Source organism: Brevundimonas goettingensis (assembly GCF_017487405.1).
In the GTDB taxonomy this organism is placed as follows: domain Bacteria; phylum Pseudomonadota; class Alphaproteobacteria; order Caulobacterales; family Caulobacteraceae; genus Brevundimonas; species Brevundimonas goettingensis.
Genome location: NZ_CP062222.1, coordinates 2,861,087 through 2,877,484, shown reverse-complemented (window position 1 = coordinate 2,877,484; position 16,398 = coordinate 2,861,087). Strand labels below are relative to the sequence as shown.

General features: G+C 68.4%; 19 protein-coding genes. 4 read left to right on the top strand and 15 right to left on the bottom strand.

The window, feature by feature from the left end; genetic code table 11:
• Positions 1–45: 45 nt before the first annotated feature.
• On the bottom strand, positions 46–423 hold the full coding sequence (locus IFJ75_RS13975) for a hypothetical protein (protein ID WP_207868789.1): 378 nt from the start codon (positions 421–423) through the stop codon (positions 46–48).
• 167 nt (positions 424–590) lie between these two features.
• Here IFJ75_RS13975 and IFJ75_RS13970 point away from each other — a divergent pair, with 167 nt between their 5' ends.
• From IFJ75_RS13970 to IFJ75_RS13955, 4 genes are all read left to right on the top strand, one after another.
• Positions 591–1,037 (top strand): DUF305 domain-containing protein, encoded by a 447-nt coding sequence (locus tag IFJ75_RS13970; protein ID WP_207868788.1) that lies wholly within the window; start codon positions 591–593, stop codon positions 1,035–1,037.
• A 73-nt stretch (positions 1,038–1,110) separates the two neighbouring features.
• On the top strand, positions 1,111–2,295 hold the full coding sequence (locus IFJ75_RS13965) for an acyl-CoA dehydrogenase family protein (protein ID WP_207868787.1): 1,185 nt from the start codon (positions 1,111–1,113) through the stop codon (positions 2,293–2,295).
• 4 nt (positions 2,296–2,299) lie between these two features.
• A complete protein-coding gene (locus IFJ75_RS13960; protein WP_207868786.1) occupies positions 2,300–3,424 on the top strand; it encodes an acyl-CoA dehydrogenase family protein in 1,125 nt (374 codons plus the stop codon).
• A gap of 102 nt (positions 3,425–3,526) precedes the next feature.
• Entirely contained in the window at positions 3,527–3,889 is a 363-nt protein-coding gene (locus IFJ75_RS13955) for a hypothetical protein (protein WP_207868785.1), read from the top strand.
• Between the two features lie 75 nt (positions 3,890–3,964).
• On the opposite strand, the gene IFJ75_RS13950 is transcribed toward IFJ75_RS13955, so the two are convergent.
• From IFJ75_RS13950 to hisG, 14 genes are all read right to left on the bottom strand, one after another.
• Complete coding sequence (locus IFJ75_RS13950; RefSeq protein WP_207868784.1) at positions 3,965–4,264, bottom strand: hypothetical protein; 300 nt, start codon at positions 4,262–4,264, stop codon at positions 3,965–3,967.
• Between the two features lie 158 nt (positions 4,265–4,422).
• On the bottom strand, positions 4,423–4,689 hold the full coding sequence (locus IFJ75_RS13945) for a hypothetical protein (RefSeq protein WP_207868783.1): 267 nt from the start codon (positions 4,687–4,689) through the stop codon (positions 4,423–4,425).
• 103 nt (positions 4,690–4,792) lie between these two features.
• Complete coding sequence (locus tag IFJ75_RS13940; RefSeq protein ID WP_207868782.1) at positions 4,793–5,029, bottom strand: hypothetical protein; 237 nt, start codon at positions 5,027–5,029, stop codon at positions 4,793–4,795.
• A gap of 14 nt (positions 5,030–5,043) precedes the next feature.
• Positions 5,044–6,021 carry a glucokinase gene (gene glk, locus IFJ75_RS13935; protein WP_207868781.1) on the bottom strand — a complete coding sequence of 326 codons (978 nt, stop codon included), beginning with the start codon at positions 6,019–6,021 and terminating at the stop codon, positions 5,044–5,046.
• Complete coding sequence (edd, locus tag IFJ75_RS13930) at positions 6,021–7,868, bottom strand: phosphogluconate dehydratase (protein WP_207868780.1); 1,848 nt, start codon at positions 7,866–7,868, stop codon at positions 6,021–6,023. Before edd ends, glk begins: the two co-directional genes overlap by 1 nt.
• Positions 7,868–8,581, bottom strand: coding sequence for a 6-phosphogluconolactonase (pgl, locus tag IFJ75_RS13925; protein ID WP_207868779.1), 714 nt, complete (start codon positions 8,579–8,581; stop codon positions 7,868–7,870). The genes edd and pgl overlap by 1 nt, the downstream gene beginning before the upstream one ends.
• On the bottom strand, positions 8,574–10,031 hold the full coding sequence (gene zwf / locus IFJ75_RS13920) for a glucose-6-phosphate dehydrogenase (protein ID WP_207868778.1): 1,458 nt from the start codon (positions 10,029–10,031) through the stop codon (positions 8,574–8,576). Before zwf ends, pgl begins: the two co-directional genes overlap by 8 nt.
• 41 nt (positions 10,032–10,072) lie before the next feature.
• A complete protein-coding gene (gene hisIE, locus IFJ75_RS13915; protein WP_207868777.1) occupies positions 10,073–10,696 on the bottom strand; it encodes a bifunctional phosphoribosyl-AMP cyclohydrolase/phosphoribosyl-ATP diphosphatase HisIE in 624 nt (207 codons plus the stop codon).
• The gene (gene hisF, locus IFJ75_RS13910; RefSeq protein ID WP_207868776.1) at positions 10,693–11,460 is read right to left on the bottom strand and encodes an imidazole glycerol phosphate synthase subunit HisF; all 768 of its coding nucleotides are present in this window, start codon (positions 11,458–11,460) and stop codon (positions 10,693–10,695) included. The genes hisIE and hisF overlap by 4 nt, the downstream gene beginning before the upstream one ends.
• Positions 11,457–12,191, bottom strand: a complete 735-nt coding sequence (gene hisA / locus IFJ75_RS13905; protein ID WP_207868775.1) for a 1-(5-phosphoribosyl)-5-[(5-phosphoribosylamino)methylideneamino]imidazole-4-carboxamide isomerase — start codon at positions 12,189–12,191, stop codon at positions 11,457–11,459. Before hisA ends, hisF begins: the two co-directional genes overlap by 4 nt.
• The gene (gene hisH, locus IFJ75_RS13900) at positions 12,188–12,787 is read right to left on the bottom strand and encodes an imidazole glycerol phosphate synthase subunit HisH (RefSeq protein WP_207868774.1); all 600 of its coding nucleotides are present in this window, start codon (positions 12,785–12,787) and stop codon (positions 12,188–12,190) included. The genes hisA and hisH overlap by 4 nt, the downstream gene beginning before the upstream one ends.
• Complete coding sequence (gene hisB / locus IFJ75_RS13895; protein WP_207868773.1) at positions 12,784–14,208, bottom strand: imidazoleglycerol-phosphate dehydratase HisB; 1,425 nt, start codon at positions 14,206–14,208, stop codon at positions 12,784–12,786. The genes hisH and hisB overlap by 4 nt, the downstream gene beginning before the upstream one ends.
• Positions 14,205–15,512, bottom strand: coding sequence for a histidinol dehydrogenase (gene hisD, locus IFJ75_RS13890; protein WP_207868772.1), 1,308 nt, complete (start codon positions 15,510–15,512; stop codon positions 14,205–14,207). The genes hisB and hisD overlap by 4 nt, the downstream gene beginning before the upstream one ends.
• Entirely contained in the window at positions 15,512–16,393 is an 882-nt protein-coding gene (gene hisG / locus IFJ75_RS13885) for an ATP phosphoribosyltransferase (RefSeq protein ID WP_207868771.1), read from the bottom strand. The genes hisD and hisG overlap by 1 nt, the downstream gene beginning before the upstream one ends.
• Positions 16,394–16,398: the final 5 nt, after the last annotated feature.

Below are 16,398 nucleotides of genomic sequence, written 5' to 3'. Positions count from 1 at the left end.
TGGATCTGGATCCTGGCCTTCGCCGGGATGGGCGGTGAGAGGGTCTCAGCGCAGGGTGATATAGCCCCGCTCGACCATCCGGCGCAGGCCCTCATAGGCCTCGGCCAGTTCCTCATAGGCGCTGCGGTGGGCGGTCAGGCGGGCGGTCTGGTCGGGCGTCACCGGCGAGCCGGATTCCGACAGGCGCAGCGCTTCGGACACCCATTTGGTCCGGGCCGTGGCCACGGTTACAGCCAGCCGCTGGAAGGTCGAAGGATCGATCACCGACAGGGCCGAGCCGATCACCTCGCGGTTCGAGATGAAGGCGGTGTAGTCGATCTGCTCCATCAGGCCGCGCAGCTTGCGGACCTCGCTGGGATCGCTGTCCTGGGGCTCGAAATGATCGCGGGTGCGGCGGGTGCTCGAGGTCATGATGCTCGACATCGGATCGTCCTCTGGCCTCTGGATGGCCGTTCAGAACGGAGGTTGCGCCGCGCCGGTTAACGATCGGTTCCGGATCATCCCCAACTGCGACGTTCAGGCCGCCGATCCCGTCTGGCCCAGCTTCCGGAATCGCGCGATTCTTCCGTCACGGAAGGGGGAGACGGCGGATGCGGGAGCGACCTTACATGCGGCTGGCCATCGTTCTCTTCGGCGCCCTGATCGTGATGCTGGGCGTCGGTCACGCCCTGACCGCGCGGGCCGAGCACATCCACATCAGCGCCGACCACATCTACCTGGCCCTGATGGCCGTGGCCCCGATCGGCCTGCTGCTGCTGTTCCTGCTGGGCGAGCTGTTTCCCAGCAAGAAGATGAACTACGGCCTCAGCGTCGCCTTCGCGGTGATCTTCGTCGGCGCCTTCGTCGGGGCCCGCACCCAGATCGGCGTCAGCGAGAACGACTTCGCCGGGGCGATGATCACCCATCATTCCCACGCCGTGACCCGCTGCGGCAACGCCAGCCTGAAGAATCCCCGGCTGATCGCCTTCTGCGAGCGGATGACCGCCCGCAACCACGCCGAGATCGCCGAGCTCGAACAGATTCTCGACAAACCCTGACGCTGCGTCACAGTGAAATCCTGCTAGACCCGTGACGGGCGAAGGCGGAAAACACGCAGGCCCGGGAGACGATATGACCGATCTGGAAACCTTCCGCGCGGAGACCCGCGCCTGGCTGGAGGCGAACTGCCCGGCCGAAGTCCGTGGCCCGATGGACAGCGAAGAAGACCGCGTCTGGGGCGGCCGCAACCCCACCTTCAAGACCCCGGCCCACAAGCTCTGGATGGAGCGGATGGGGGCGAAGGGCTGGACCGCGCCGGAATGGCCGGCCGAGTACGGCGGCGGCGGTCTGAGCCGTGAGGAGGCCAAGGTCCTGCACTCCGAACTGCGCCGCATCGACGCCCAACTGGCCCTGTCCAGCTTCGGCATCTGGATGCTGGGCCCGGCTCTTCTGCAGTTCGGCACCGAGGAACAGAAGAAGCGCTTCCTGCCCGAGATTGTGCGCGGCGAGATCCGCTGGTGCCAGGGCTATTCCGAGCCGGGCGCCGGCTCCGACCTGGCGGGCATCCAGACCCGGGCGGTGGATGAGGGCGACCACTGGATCGTAAACGGCCAGAAGGTCTGGACCTCCTACGCCGACAAGGCCGACTGGATATTCTGCCTGGTCCGCACCGACCCGGACGCGCCCAAGCATCTGGGCATCTCCTTCGTCCTGTTCGACATGACGACGCCCGGCGTTACGACCAAGCCGATCACCCTGATCTCCGGCAAGTCGCCCTTCTGCGAGACCTTCTTCGACGACGTCCGGGTCGAGAAGGCGAACCTGGTCGGGACGCTGAACCGCGGCTGGGACGTGGCCAAGGCGCTGTTGGCGCACGAGCGGACCATGATCGGGGCCATGGGCTCCATCGCCTCGGGCCGGCCCATGGGTCTGGTCGCCGCCGACAGCCTGGGCGTCGATTCCGACGCGCGTCTGGAAGACCCGATGCTGCGCGCACGCATCGCCGAGCTGGAGGTCGACCTCGCCGCCTTCAACCTGGCCATGGAGCGGGTCGGGGATCAGGTGAAGGCGCGGCAGGTCTCGCCCGCCATCGCCTCCATGCTCAAATACTACGGCTCGGAGCTGAACAAGCGCCGCCACGAGATCCTGATGACGGCCGGCGGCTCGGATACGCTGGAATGGGAGAGCGAGCGCTCGGGCCACGGGTCGGCGGCGCGCGACTGGCTGCGCACCAAGGCCAATTCCATCGAGGGCGGGACCAGCGAAATCCAGCTGAACATCATCGCCAAACACCTGCTGCAACTGCCGGGAGCCTGAGCGGATGCCGCTGATCCTGACCGAAGAACAGACCATGCTGAAGGAGGCCGCCGACGGCTTCCTGAGCGAGAACGCGCCCGTCGCCCACCTGCGGGCCCTGCGCGACAGTCACGACGCCGACGGCGTCTCGCGCGACCTGTGGAAGGCGTTCGGCGAGATGGGCTTCGCCGGGGTGATCATCCCCGAGGAACACGGCGGCTCCGGCCTCGGCGCCGTCGAGGCGGGGGTGATGGCGGAGGCGCTCGGCCGCACCCTGACGCCTTCGCCCTTCATGGGATCGGGCGTCCTGTGCGCCAGCCTGCTGGCCGAGGGCGGATCGACCGAACAGCAGGGCGAATGGCTGCCGAAGATCGCGGCGGGCGAGGCCATCCTGGCCCTGGCGCTCGACGAGGGACCCAAGCACCGGCCCTCGGCCATGACCGCCCGCGCCGAGCGGTCGGGCAACGGATTCAAGCTGAACGGCGCCAAGGGCTTCGTGCTGGACGGCCATATCGCCGACGCCCTGATCGTGGCGGCCAAGACCGACGACGTGACTCTGAGCCTGTTCCTCGTCGATCCGAAGACGGCGGGCGTGGAGATCGAGCGCACCGTCATGGTCGACGCCCACAACGCCGCCCGCGTCACCCTGACCGACGTCCAGGTCGACGCCGACGCCATGGTCGGGGCCATCGACCAGGGCGAACCCCTGCTGCAGAAAGCGCTCAACCTCGGCCGCGCCTGCGCCGCCGCCCAGCTGAACGGGGCGGGCGATCAGGCCTTCCAGATCACCCTCGAATACCTGCGCACCCGCAAGCAGTTCGGCAAGCTGATCGGCGAGTTCCAGGCCCTGCAGCATCGCGCCGCCCATCTGTTCTCCGAGATCGAACTGTCCCGGGCCGCGACCCTCGGCGCCCTGCAGCGCATCGACGCCGGGGTCGACGAAAAGGGACTGTCGGCCTCCATCGCCAAGTCCAAAGCCGGCCGCGTCGCCGAACTGGCTGTGCAGGAGGCGGTCCAGATGCACGGCGGCGTCGGCATGACCGACGAGTTCGACGTCGGCCTCTATATGAAACGGGTCCGGGTCCTGAACGAACTGTTCGGCGACGCCGGCTTCCACGCGGATCGCTTGGCCCGAGCCCAGGGGTACTAGAATCCTTCTCCCCTTGCGGGAGAAGGAAGATGGGGTGTCACGAAACGGACCCATCCCGTCTCTAGGCGTGTTTCAATACTGAAGCCTTGCCCGGAGACCTCCATGCGCATCCTGATCGCCGCCCTCGCTCTCGCCGCCTCCGTGGCGGCCTGCACCCCGATGGCGGCGCCTGCCGATCCCGCGGTCCCGGGCCAGAGCGCCGACGCCGCCTCGTGCGCCGCGCGTGGCGGCGAGCTGCGTCGCGTAGGCCGGATGCAGACCCAGCAGTGCATCGTCAAATACGCCGACGCTGGCAAATCCTGTACCACGGGCTCCCAGTGCGCCGGCGACTGCCGTCTGGAGGGCAACAGCGGCGTCGCGCCGGGCGCCGCCGTCACTGGCCAGTGCCAGGCCGACAGCGACCGCTTCGGCTGTCACACCCAGGTCGAGGACGGCAAGGCCGGCCCCACCCTCTGCGTCGATTGATCGACCCCGGTCTCAAATGAAAAAGCCCCCGCCGATCGCTCGGCGGGGGCTTCGTCATTTCAGGCGATCAAGCGATCAGTGCTTGGCCGCATCCTTGACCGCGTCGGCCTGGGCGTTCGCGTTTTCCTTGGTCTGGTCGGCCGCGGCGCGCATGGCGTCGGCGGTCGCTTCGCCCTGCGCCTGAGCCTGATCCGCGGCGGCGTCGGCGTGGGCCTCGGTCGTCTTGGCGTCGGCTTCAAGCTTCTCGGCGTTGGCCTCGCCCTGGGCCTGGATGGCATCGGCTTGCGAGTCGGCAGCCTTTTCGGCGGGCTGCTGGCAGGCGGCGACCCCGGTCAGGGCGGCGACGGCGGCGGCGGCGATAATCAGCTTACGCATGGGAACTTCCTCCTTATGGAGATACCCAAACGTCTCGCGACTCTTTCGGTTCACGCTGCCGTGAGAGTTTCGTGATGCCGAGGTGATCGCATTTGGCGCGCCAACGAAAAACCCCCGCCGATCGCTCGGCGGGGGCTCTGTCGTCAGAATGTCTGGCCTTAGTGCCCGGCGGTTTCGCCAGCGGTCGGCGAGGTGCTCGGCGTGTTGGCGGTGGTCGTGCCGCCGTCGGCGTTGCCGGCCTGTTGTTCGATATGATCCGCCTGAGCGTTCAGATTCTTCTCCTGCTGCTCGTTCGGCGTCGCGGCCGCCTGGGCTTCCAGGGCGTCGGCCTGTTTTTCGGCGGTCTTGTCGGCGGCGCTTTCACCGCAGGCGGCGACGCCGGCCAGGGCGAAGGCGGCGGCGGTGGCGAGGATCATCTTACGCATGGTGTTTCCTTCCGATTCTGGAGACCTCGTGTCTCCTTGCTGGAAGCAACCCAACGTCGCGAAGCTGAAACGGTTCACGCCGCCGTGAGAAAACCGTGACCGATCAGTGATCCGACTTGTCGGCCGGGACCGGTGTGACTTCCATCGTCTGCATCTGGGCCTCGATCTGGCGTTGGGCGCTTTCGATCTGCAGCTCGTGGCGGCGCTCTTCCGGGGTCATGGTCGACTTGTCCGGAACCGGTTCGGCGGCCGGGGCGGGCGCCGGGGCTTCAGCCTTCTGCTCGCAGGCGGCCATGGTCAGGGCGGCGAGCGCCAGGGCGGAAACGGTCAGGATGCGCATTGCGAAGGTTCCAATCAGCCGATGTCGGCAAAAGCCACGCGGGCGGCGCCCAGCAGGGCGGCGTGTTTGTGCAGGATAACGTGCGTCGGAATGGCCTGCATATACTCCTTGAACCGGCCCTTGCGCTCGAACCGCTCTCGGAACGGGCTGACCTTCAGGAAGGGCAGAATGCGCGGGGCGATGCCGCCGGCGATATAGACCCCGCCGCGGGCGCCGGTGGTCAGGGCGATGTCCCCGGCGACCGCGCCCAGAATGGCGCAGAAGCGGGCCAGGGTCGCGCCGCAGTGGCTATTGGGATTGTCCAGGGCTTCCTGGGTGATCTGGGCCGGGTCGTCGATATGGCTCTCGCGGCCGTCGATCTCGGCCAGGGCCCGGTGCATGTTCAAGAGGCCGGGACCGCAGATCAGGCGCTCGATCGAGACGCGGTCATAGCGGCGGCGCAGGATGCGCAGAATCTCGTCCTCGATCGGATCGCCCGGCGGGAAACAGGCGTGACCGCCCTCGGACGGCATGGCCAGCTCATTGCCGTGGGCGTCGCGGATCAGGGCCGAGACGCCGAAGCCGGTGCCCGGGCCGAGCACCGCGACGGCGGCGTGGGGATCGCCCTCTTCGGGGCCGCCCAGCGAGGCCAGCTGATCGGACGGCACCACCGGGGCGCCCCAGGCCAGGGCCTCGAAGTCGTTGATCAGCCGCACCGGGTTGAGGCCCAGCGTGCCCAGTTCCTTCTCTGACACCGCCCAGGGCGAGTTGGTCAGGTCGATCTCGCCGTCGGTGACCGGTCCGGCCACGGCGATGACGCCGCCCGTCGGCTTGACCTCACAGCCGTCAATGAAGGCCTTCACCCCTTCAAGGAAGGTCGGATAGGTTTCGGCGGGGAAGCTGTCGTGATGCTCCAGCACCGGCTTGCCCTCGACCATGTGGGCCAGGGCGAAACGGGCGTTGGTGCCGCCGACGTCGCCGACGAGCAGGGTCTTGTCCCAGGTTACGGCCATCAGTCTTCATCCTCCCGGGAGAAACAAACGGTGGCGCCCTCTTCTGCGGAGGTGACCACCCGGCGGAACGCCGAGAACAGTTCGCGACCATAGCCCCAGGTCGAGGCTTCGCGATTGGCGGCCGACCGTTTGGCGGCCGGACGGGCATCAAGGTCGGCGACGGCGACCGTGGTCAGGACCCCGGCCTCGGCGTCCAGACGGATGACGTCGCCGGTCTGGACATGGGCCAGCGGTCCGCCGGCCAGAGCTTCGGGCGAGACGTGGATGGCGGCGGGCGTCTTGCCGCTGGCGCCAGACATCCGGCCGTCGGTGACCAGGGCGACCTTGAAGCCGCGGTCCTGCAGCACGCTCATCGCCGGCGACAGGGAGTGCAACTCGGGCATGCCGTTGGCGCGCGGGCCCTGGAAGCGCAGGACGACGATCACGTCGCGGTCCAGCTTGCCGGCCTTGAAGTCGGCTAGAACGTCTTCCTGGGTCTCATAGACCTCGGCGGGGGCCTCGACGATGCGGTTCTCGGGCTTGACCGCCGAGATCTTGATCACCGCCCGGCCGAGGTCGCCCTTGACCAGACGCAGGCCGCCCTCGGTGTCGAACGGGTTCGAGGCGGGGCGCAGAATGTCGAGATCGAGGCTTTCCCTGACCCCGTCACGCCAGACCAGCTCGCCCTCGACCATCGACGGCTCCTGGAAATAGGCGTCGATTCCCTTGCCCATGATCGTGGTCACGTCGGAGTGCATATGGCCGTTCTCGGCCAGTTCGCGGGCCACGAAGGCGACGCCGCCGGCGGCTTGGAAGGCGTTCACATCGGCCGAACCGTTCGGATAGACGCGCGCCAGCAGCGGGGTCACGGCCGACAGCTGGTCCATGTCGGTCCAGTCGATCAGCACGCCCGCGGCCCGGGCCATGGCGACCAGATGGATGGCGTGGTTGGTCGATCCGCCGGTGGCCAGAAGGGCCACGATCATATTGACCACCGCCTTCTCGTCGATGACGTCGGCCATGCGGCAGTCGCCGGTCTTCGCCAGTTCGACCGCCCGCTTCGCCGCCGCCGCCGTCAGGGCGTCGCGCAGGCCGGTGTCCGGATGGACGAAGGCGGTGGAGGGCATGTGCAAGCCCCCAAGCTCCATCATCATCTGGTTGGAGTTGGCCGTGCCGTAGAAGGTGCAGGTGCCTGGCGAATGGTAGGAGCCGACCTCGCTCTCCAGCAGGGTCTGACGGTCGACCTTGCCTTGCGCATATTCGGCGCGGACCCGGGCCTTTTCGGCGTTCGGAATGCCCGAGGGCATGGGGCCGGCCGGGGCGAAGACGACAGGCAGGTGACCGAAGGCCAGGGCGCCCATGAACAGGCCGGGGACGATCTTGTCGCAGACGCCCAGCATGATGGCGGAATCGAAGGCGTCGTGGGTTAGGGCGATGCCCGCGGCCATGGCGATGGCGTCGCGGCTGAACAGCGACAGCTCCATGCCCGGACGGCCCTGGGTGACGCCGTCGCACATGGCGGGGGTTCCGCCCGCGACCTGGGCCGTGCCGCCCACTTCGCGCGCGGCCTTGCGGATGATGTCGGGGAAGCGCTCGAACGGCTGGTGGGCCGAGAGCATGTCGTTATAGGCGGTGACGATGCCGACATTGGGCCTGGACCCGTCCATGGCAGTGAGTTTGTCGGCGATGGTCTGGCCGGCGAAGGCGTGGGCCCAGTTGGCGCAGCTCAGCTTGGCGCGACCGGCGCCGCTGTCGCGGGCGGCGTCCATGCGGCGGATATAGTCGGCGCGGGTCGCCTTGGACCGTTCGACGATACGGGCGGTGACCTCGGCCACCACCGGATTGAGGGGGGGATTGAGCGTAGGCATCAGCTGGCTTCCGTCCACACCACTTCGAGCGGGACCTTGTTGGCGATCAGGGCGGCGATGGGCTGGATGGCCGGATCGCCTTCGGCCTCCATTTCGAAGACCTCGCGCTTGGCCGCGCCCTTGAGGCCCAGGATGACCCGCTCGGCCTTCATCAGCCAGGGCAGGTTGATAGAAATCCGCTCAAGCGTCGGGGCCGAGCCGTCGCGGCCGTGGGGCACACCGAGGACGGTCGGCTTGATGGCGGGGCTGAGCAAGGTCTTCAACGTCGGACTGTTGGGGAACATGGAGCAGATATGGCCATCCTCCCCCATGCCGAGAAGGACGGCGTCGAAGCGACCGTCCTTGCCGCCTGTGGCGTCGAACAGGGCGTGGGCGGCGACGGCGGCGGCGCGGTCGACGGTGACCTCGGGCGTGTACAGCGGGATGAAGGTCGCGGCGGCGGCCTTGTCCTGCAGCAGGACGTCACGGATCAGCCGCGCGTTCGACTCCGGCGAACTCTCCGGGACATAGCGCTCGTCCACCAGGGTCACGGCGATCTTCGACCAGTCGATGTCGGCCTGGGCCATCCGCGCGTAGACCGGTGACGGCGTCGAACCTCCAGGACCCGCGAAGGCCGCGCGGCCGTTGGCGAGAACCGCCTCGCCTAGGGTTTCCTCGAGCCGGCCCGCGATTGTCGCGGCCCAGCTGTCGAGCGTGGGGAAGGCCTCAAGCATCGGTGGTGTTCCAGTCGCGGCCGGTGCGGGCCATCAGCATGTCCGAGCCGTCCGGACCCCAGGTCCCGGCGACATATTCCTGCGGCTTCACATCGCCGTCGACCCAGGCTTCGGAGACCTCATCGACCCATTTCCACGCCTGCTCGGCCTCGTCGCGGCGCACGAACAGGGTCGAGTCGCCCTTCAGCGCATCCAGCAGCAATCGCTCATAGGCGATTCGGCGGCGTGGCGGCGTGTCGTGCTTGTCGCGGAAGCCCCAGCTCAGGCTCATCTTGATCGGCTGCAGCTGCATTCGGCTGTCGAGACCTGCCTTCTTGTTCATCACCGTCAGGGAGATGTCTTCCTCGGGCTGCAGCTCGATGATCATCTTGTTGGCCTGCGGCTCGCCGTCCTCATAGTCGAAGATGGAGTGGGGCAGGGGCTTGAATTGGATGACGATCTCGGTGCGCTTCTCGGGCAGCCGCTTGCCGGTGCGCATGAAGAAGGGCACGCCCGCCCAGCGCCAGTTGTCGATGTCCGCGCGGATGGCGACGAAGGTCTCGGTGTCCGAATCCTGGCCGCGCTCCTCGTCATAGCCCTTGACCAGTTTGCCATCGACGAGCCCGCCGACGTACTGGCCGCGCACGGTGACCCGCTCGGCCTCATCGTGGGTGATAGGCCGCAAGGACCGCAGCACCTTGACCTTCTCGTTGCGCACCGACTCCGGATCGAGGTCCGACGGCGGCTCCATGGCCACCAGGCACAGAAGCTGCAGCATATGGTTCTGCAGCATGTCCCGAAGGGCGCCGTACTCGTCGTAGTACGGCCAGCGGTCGCCGACGCCGACGGTCTCGCCGACGGTGATCTGGACGTGATCGATGTTCTGGGCGTTCCACAGCGGCTCGAACACGGTGTTGCCGAAGCGCAGGGCGATCAGGTTCTGGACCGTCTCCTTGCCGAGGTAGTGGTCGATGCGGAAGACCTGGTTCTCCGAGAAGGCGTCGGCGACGGCGTCGTCGATTTCCAGGAAGGTCTTCAGGTCGCGGCCGACCGGCTTTTCCAGAACCACACGGTCGTCTACCTCGGCGAGGCCCGCGGCGCGCATGGCCGTGACGATCTTCGCATAGAGGGACGGCGAGACGGCGAGGAAGGAGGTCACCGACCCCTGACCGACCTTGTCCTTGAGCGGCTTCAGGCTTTCAGCGCTGGTCGCGTCGACGGCGAGATAGTCGAGCCGGGCCTCCATCCGTTTCCAGACGGCCTCGTCCCAGACGTTGTCGGCTTTGGCCTTGGCCTCGCAGGTCTCGCGCACCTTGGCGATGTATTCGGCGGCGCTCTCCTCCGACCGGGCGGCGCCGATGATCTTCAGATCGTCAGGCAGCAGGCCGTCGTGGTCGAGGAAATAGAGCGAGGGCAGCAGCATCCGCATGGCGAGATCGCCGCCGCCGCCGAACAGCACCAATGCCGCCATGCCTGTTTCCTTCCGGAGATGGGGGCCGCGAAAGACCCTTCTTACGACGCGTCTTTGGCCGGTTGGGCCCGCTGAGCCAACACGTCCAAGACGTCCTGAAACACCAATTGACGCGACCGTAACAGGACCAGCAGATGATAGACCAAATCCGCAGCCTCGCTTGCGAGTTCCGTATCCGGTCCGGCGGCGCCGGCCAGAGCCGTCTCGACGCCTTCCTCGCCCACCTTCTGGGCCAGACGCTTGGGCCCTTCGGCCATCATCCGGGCGGTGTAGCTGACCGACGGATCCTGCGAGGCGCGCTCGGCGATGGTGCGTTCCAGCGCCGCGATCCGGCCGAGACCCGGGGCGTCGGCGTCGCCGAAACAGCTGGTCGTGCCGAGATGGCAGGCCGGGCCCATCGGCCGCACGGCGACCACCAGCGCGTCGCCGTCGCAGTCGGGGGTGATCGAGACGACGGTCTGACGGTTGCCCGAGGTCTCGCCCTTCCGCCACCGTCCGCCACGCGAGCGCGAGAAGAAGGTCGCCTCGCCGCTCTCGATCGTCTCCTCCAGCGCGGCGCGGTCCATATAGGCCAGGGTCAGCACCTGAAGCGTATCGGCGTCCTGGACGATAGCCGGGATCAGGCCGTCGCCTTTTGCGAAGTCCAGAGTATCGGGATCGATCATTGTCTCACCTCCACGCCGGACGCCGCCAGCGAGGCCTTCAGGTCGGGGATGGCGATGGCGCCGGTGTGGAAGACGCTGGCGGCCAGTGCGCCCGAGACATTGGCCTGCTCGAACACGTCGAGGAAGTGCGATACGGCGCCGGCGCCGCCCGAGGCGATCAGGGGGATGGTCAAAAGGGCGCGCGCCTCGGCCAGCTGGGCCACGTCATAGCCTTTCCGCACCCCGTCCTGGTCGATGCAGTTGAGCACGATCTCACCGGCGCCGAGGCTCTGCGCCTCCTTCAGCCAGTCCAGGGTCCGCTTGCCGGCCGGCCGGCGGCTGTCGGGATCGCCGGTGTATTTGTGGACGACGTACTCGCCGTTCTCACTGCGGCTGTCGACGCCGACGACCACGCACTGGCTGCCCAGACGCTCGGCCATCTCGGCGATCAGCTCGGGGCGCTCCAGCGCCGGGGAGTTGATCGAGACCTTGTCGGCGCCGTGGTCCAGACAGGCGGCGGCCTGATCGACGCTGCGGATGCCGCCCGCGACGCAGAAGGGGATGTCCAGCAGTCGGGCGATCGACTTGACCCAGGCATAGTCCAGGGTCCGGCCCTCGGGGCTGGCGGTGATGTCGTAGAAGACCAGTTCGTCGGCGCCTTCGTCGCGATAGCGCGCGGCCAGTTCGGCGGCGTCGCCCATGTCGACATGGCCCTCGAAGCGCACGCCCTTCACGACCCGGCCGTCCTTGACGTCCAGACAGGGGATGATCCGGCGCGCCGTCACTGGCAGGCCGCGATGGCTTGCGCGGCCGTGAACCGGCCTTCGTAGATGGCGCGGCCGACGATGGCGCCGTCGCAGCCGATGGCGGCGGCGGCGGTCAGGTCGTCCAGCGACGACACCCCGCCCGAGGCCTGAACCTTCAGGTCCGGACGACGGCGGCGGACCTCGGCCAGCAGGTCGAGATTGGGTCCGGTCAGGGCGCCGTCGCGGCCGACGTCGGTGATCAGGACATGGCTCAGCATTCCGGCAGGATAGCGGTCCAGCGCTTCCCACAGGTCGAAGCCCGCCGCCTCGGTCCAGCCCTTCAGCGAAGGCACCGGCACGCCGTCCTCGCCGATGCGGACATCGAAGGCCAGGGTCAGCTGTTCGGCCCCGAACCGCTCCAGCCAGCCTGCGACCTCATCGGGTTTCGTCACCGCCAGAGAGCCGACGACGATGCGCGACACGCCCGCGCGCAGCAGGTGGATGACGTCCTGATCGGACCGCACCCCGCCGCCGGACTGGATGGCCACGTCGAAGCTGGAGGCCAGTTCGCCGATCAGGGTGTGCTGCACCGCGCGCCCGGCTTGGGCGCCGTCCAGATCGACGATATGGACCCAGGTCGCGCCGTCGCGGACGAAGCTGGCGAGGCGCCGCATCGGGTTCTCGTCATATTCGGTGACCTGATCGAACCGGCCGTGCATCAGCCGCACGCAGGTCCCGGCGCGGAGGTCGATGGCGGGATAGACGATCATGCGGGCAACTCGAGGAAATTCTTCAGGATGCGGGCGCCGGCCTCGGCCGAGCGCTCGGGGTGGAACTGGCAACCCCAGCGATTGCCCTTGCGGACCACGGCGGGGACGACGGTTCCGTAGTCGGCGCGGGCGAGGGTCGCCTCGCCGTCCGGACAGACGAAGCTGTGCACGAAATAGGCGTAAGACCCCTCGGCGACGCCCTCGATCAGCGGATCGGCCTTCATGGTGGTCAGCCGGGTCCAGCCCATGTGCGGCACGGGCAGTTCGGGGTCGATGTCGAACTTCGTCACCACGCCCGGGATGAAGCCGAGCAGGTCCACTCCACCGCCCTCTTCACTGCGTTCGAACAGCAGCTGCTGGCCGAGGCAGACGCCGAGCAAGGGGCGTTCGAACGCGCGTAAAGGCTCGATCAGGCCGAGCGCCGCCAGCCGCTCCATCGCATAACCCGCCGCCCCGACGCCGGGCAGGATGACCCGCTCGGCGGCCGCGACCACGGCCGGGTCGTCGGTGATGACGGCCTCCGCGCCCAGCCGTTCCAGCGCGAACTGGACCGAGGCGGTATTGCCGGCGCCGTATCCGATAATGGCGACGGTCAAAGAACACCCTTGGTGCTGGGCACCGCGTCGCCTTCGATACGGATGGCCTGACGCAGGGCGCGGCCGAAGCCCTTGTAGACGGCCTCGGTCTTGTGGTGGTCGTCGTCGCCCGTGACCTTGATGTGGACGGCGGCGCCCATGGCTTCCGCCAGCGAGCGGAAAACGTGGGCCGTCAGGTCGGTGCGGTATTCGCCGATGAAGGGGGTTGCGAAGGTCCCTTCGAACAGCGGATAGGGTCGGCCCGACAGGTCGATGGCGACATGGGCCTCGGCCTCGTCCATGGCCAGGACGAAGCCGTAGCGGGCGATGCCGCGCCGCTCGCCCAGCGCCTGTTTCAGGGCCTGACCGAGGGCGATGGCGCTGTCCTCGATGGTGTGGTGCGGATCGGTGTGCAGGTCGCCCTCGCACGACAGGCGCAGGGAGAAGCCGCCGTGGGCCGCGACCTGTTCCAGCATGTGGTCGAAGAAGCCGACGCCGGTGTGGATCGCGATCGGCCCGGTAGTGTCGAGGTCGACGGCGCAAACGATGCGCGTCTCCTTGGTGTCGCGCACGGCCTGTCCGGTGCGGTGCGGCCGGGTGCGCGGGACATTGAGCCCCAGCGCCAGCAGCAGCCGGTCGTTGACCTCGGGCTTGATCGAGATCGGCAGACGCAGCCGGTCGCCGGAGCGGTCGGCGGCGACACCATACTTCGCCAACTCGGCCAGGGTCGCCTCGGGATCGGCGGGCCGGGCCATCAGGATGGGGCCGACGCCGCTCTCGACCGTCATCAGCCGCTCGACCTCGCGGGCGACGCGGGCGCGCTCCAGCTTGACCGAGGCGATGCGTTCGGCGGTCTCGATCATCCGCGACGGATCCAGCGCCTGCTGCGCCAGCCGGACCAGGGGTTCGGGCAGGGCGTAGGGCTCCAGCACCGATGTCAGACGCGCCAGGGTCTGCGGCTGTGCGACCGCCGCCCCGACGCGGGCGCCGGCCAAACCATAGGCCAGCGACAGGCTCCGCAGGACCACCAGATTGGCGTGGTCGTCGACGACGGTCACGGCCGAGGCGCCGTCGGCGAACTCGATCAGGCCCTCATCCACGACCAGCAGGGCGGGGGCGACGCGTTCGGCCATCTCGGCGACCGCCTCGGGCGAGCCAAGGGCGCGGATGACGATGGCCGCAGCTTCCCCGGCTCCGGGATAGATGGCGGCAAGACCGGTATAGGGCTGGGCGTCGGGCGACTGAACGGACTTGCCCTCGCGCGCGGCGAGACGCCAGACCAGCTCCAGCCCATGGGTCAGCCCGCGCACCGGCAGCACCTGCTCGACTGGCGCGCCATAGATCTGGGCCATGCGGGCGGCGAGAGCCGACGGATCGGCCGGGTAGCGGTCGAGGCCTTCGCCGCCGGAGACCAGCGGGGCATAGGGGGCGGGCAGGGTCATTCCGGGCTCCGCAGATCGGCGGCCCGCGCGTGGGCCTCCAGCCCTTCCAGCCGCGCCAGACGGGCGGCGACGGGGCCGAGGACGGCGGCCCCGGCCTCGGTCACCGTCTGGACTGACATGGTGGTCATGAAGCTCGAGGTGGTGATCCCGCCGAGCGTCCGCGCCCCGCCGTCGGTCGGCAGGACGTGCGACGGCCCGGCGGCATAGTCGCCGAGCGTCTCTGCGGCCCAGCGGCCTACAAAGACGGCGCCGGCGCACGCGATCTGTTCGACCAGTTCGTCCGCGTCCTCGGTCTGGATGGCGAGGTGTTCGGGGCCATAGAGGTTGGCGACCTCGCAGGCCGCCTCCATGTCGCGCACCTTGACGATCCGGGCCTCGGCGAGGGAGGCGCGGGCGATCTCGGCGCGGGGCAGGGTCTCAAGCTGGGCCTCGACCTCTTCGAGGATGGCGTTGATCGTTGCGGTCGAATCCGAGACGAGGATCACCTGCGCATCCGCATCGTGCTCGGCCTGGCTCAACAGGTCGGCGGCGGCGATCTCCGGATCGGCCGAGCCGTCGGCGATGACCAGCAGTTCCGAAGGTCCGGCCGGCATGTCCTGCGACGGGCCGCCGGGCAGGGAAGAGGCATAGCGCTTGGCCTCGGCGACATAGGCGTTGCCAGGACCAAACAGCTTGTCGCAGGCCGGGATGACCCCGTCCTCAAGCTCGACCCCGAAGGTCAGGGCGGCGATCGCCTGGGCTCCGCCGATCAGCCACAGGGCGTCGAGCCTGGCCTCGGACGCGGCCAGGATCATGGCCGGGTGAACCCCGCCGTTCTTGGCCGGAGGGGTGACGGCGACCCGCTCCCGCACCCCCGCCACGCCCGCCGGAATGGCCAGCATCAGCAGGGACGAGAAGAGGGGCGCCGACCCGCCGGGCACATAGAGGCCCGCCGCCCCGATGGGCCGCCAGACCAGACGCGACTTCACGCCCGGCGTGGTTTCGACGAAGGGCGTGTCGGCGGGTTTCGTCATCTGGTGGAAGACGCGCACGTTCTCGGCGGCGATGCGCAGCGACCGGGTGTCGGCGGGCGCCAGCGCATTGCGCGCCTCGTTGACGGAGTCCGGCGTAATGGCAATGCGGCGCGGCGCGGCCTTGTCGAGCTTCAGGCTCCAGTCGGTGACCGCCTGACCGCCCCGGGCGCGCACGTCCTCGAAGATTTCGCGCACCACATCGACGACGCGGCCCTCGGTGCGCTGCGTCGGGCGGGCGAGCGCGGCCTTGCGACCCACCGCGTCCAGCGATGCCCAATCGAGCCTCTTCATCACATCATTTTCTCGATGGGGAGGACGAGGATGGCCGAGGCGCCTGCGGCCTTCAGCTTCTCCAGCGTTTCCCAGAAGACGGCTTCCTGACACACGGCGTGGACGGCGACCGCGTCGTCTCGGCCCATCAGGGGCATGACGGTCGGGGCGCCGGCGCCGGGCAGGATGGCGGTGATCTCGTCCAGCGCCGAGCGCGGCGCGTTCAGCATGACGTATTTGGCGCCCTGAGAGGACACCACGCCGGCCATCCGCTCGATGATCGATTCCAGCAGATGGGCGAGTTCGGGCTCCGGTCCTGTCGGCGACTTGATCAGGACGGCCTGGCTCTCGAACACCGTCTCCTTGGCGATCAGGCCGTTGGCTTCCAGGGTCGCGCCGGTCGAGACGAGGTCGCAGATGGCCGAGGCCAGCTTCAGCCGGGGAGCGACTTCGACCGCGCCGCGCATGACGACCGTGTCGGACTGCACGCCATTGTCGTTCAGGAACCGGCGCAGGATCTTGGGATAGGAGGTGGCGATGCGCAGCCCTTGCAGCGAGTGCGGGCCCTCATAGGCCAGGGTCGGCGGCACGGCGAGCTTCAGGGTGCAGCGACCGAAACCCAGCGGCATGACGACCTCGGCCGTCGCTCCGCCGTTCTTGTCCTCCTCCAGCACATTCTCGCCGACGATGCCCAGGTCGCAGACGCCGTCGGCGACGAAGGTCGGAATGTCGTCATCGCGCACGCGCAGCAGATCGATCGGATAGTTCTCCACCCGGTACAGCAGGTCGTTATGGCCCTTGACCCACTTCAACCCCGCGTCGCGGATCAGCTCGAGCGAGCGGTCGGCCAGACGGCCGGATTTCTGGACGGCGATGCGCAGCCGCCCCTGGACAGTACTCATGGCGG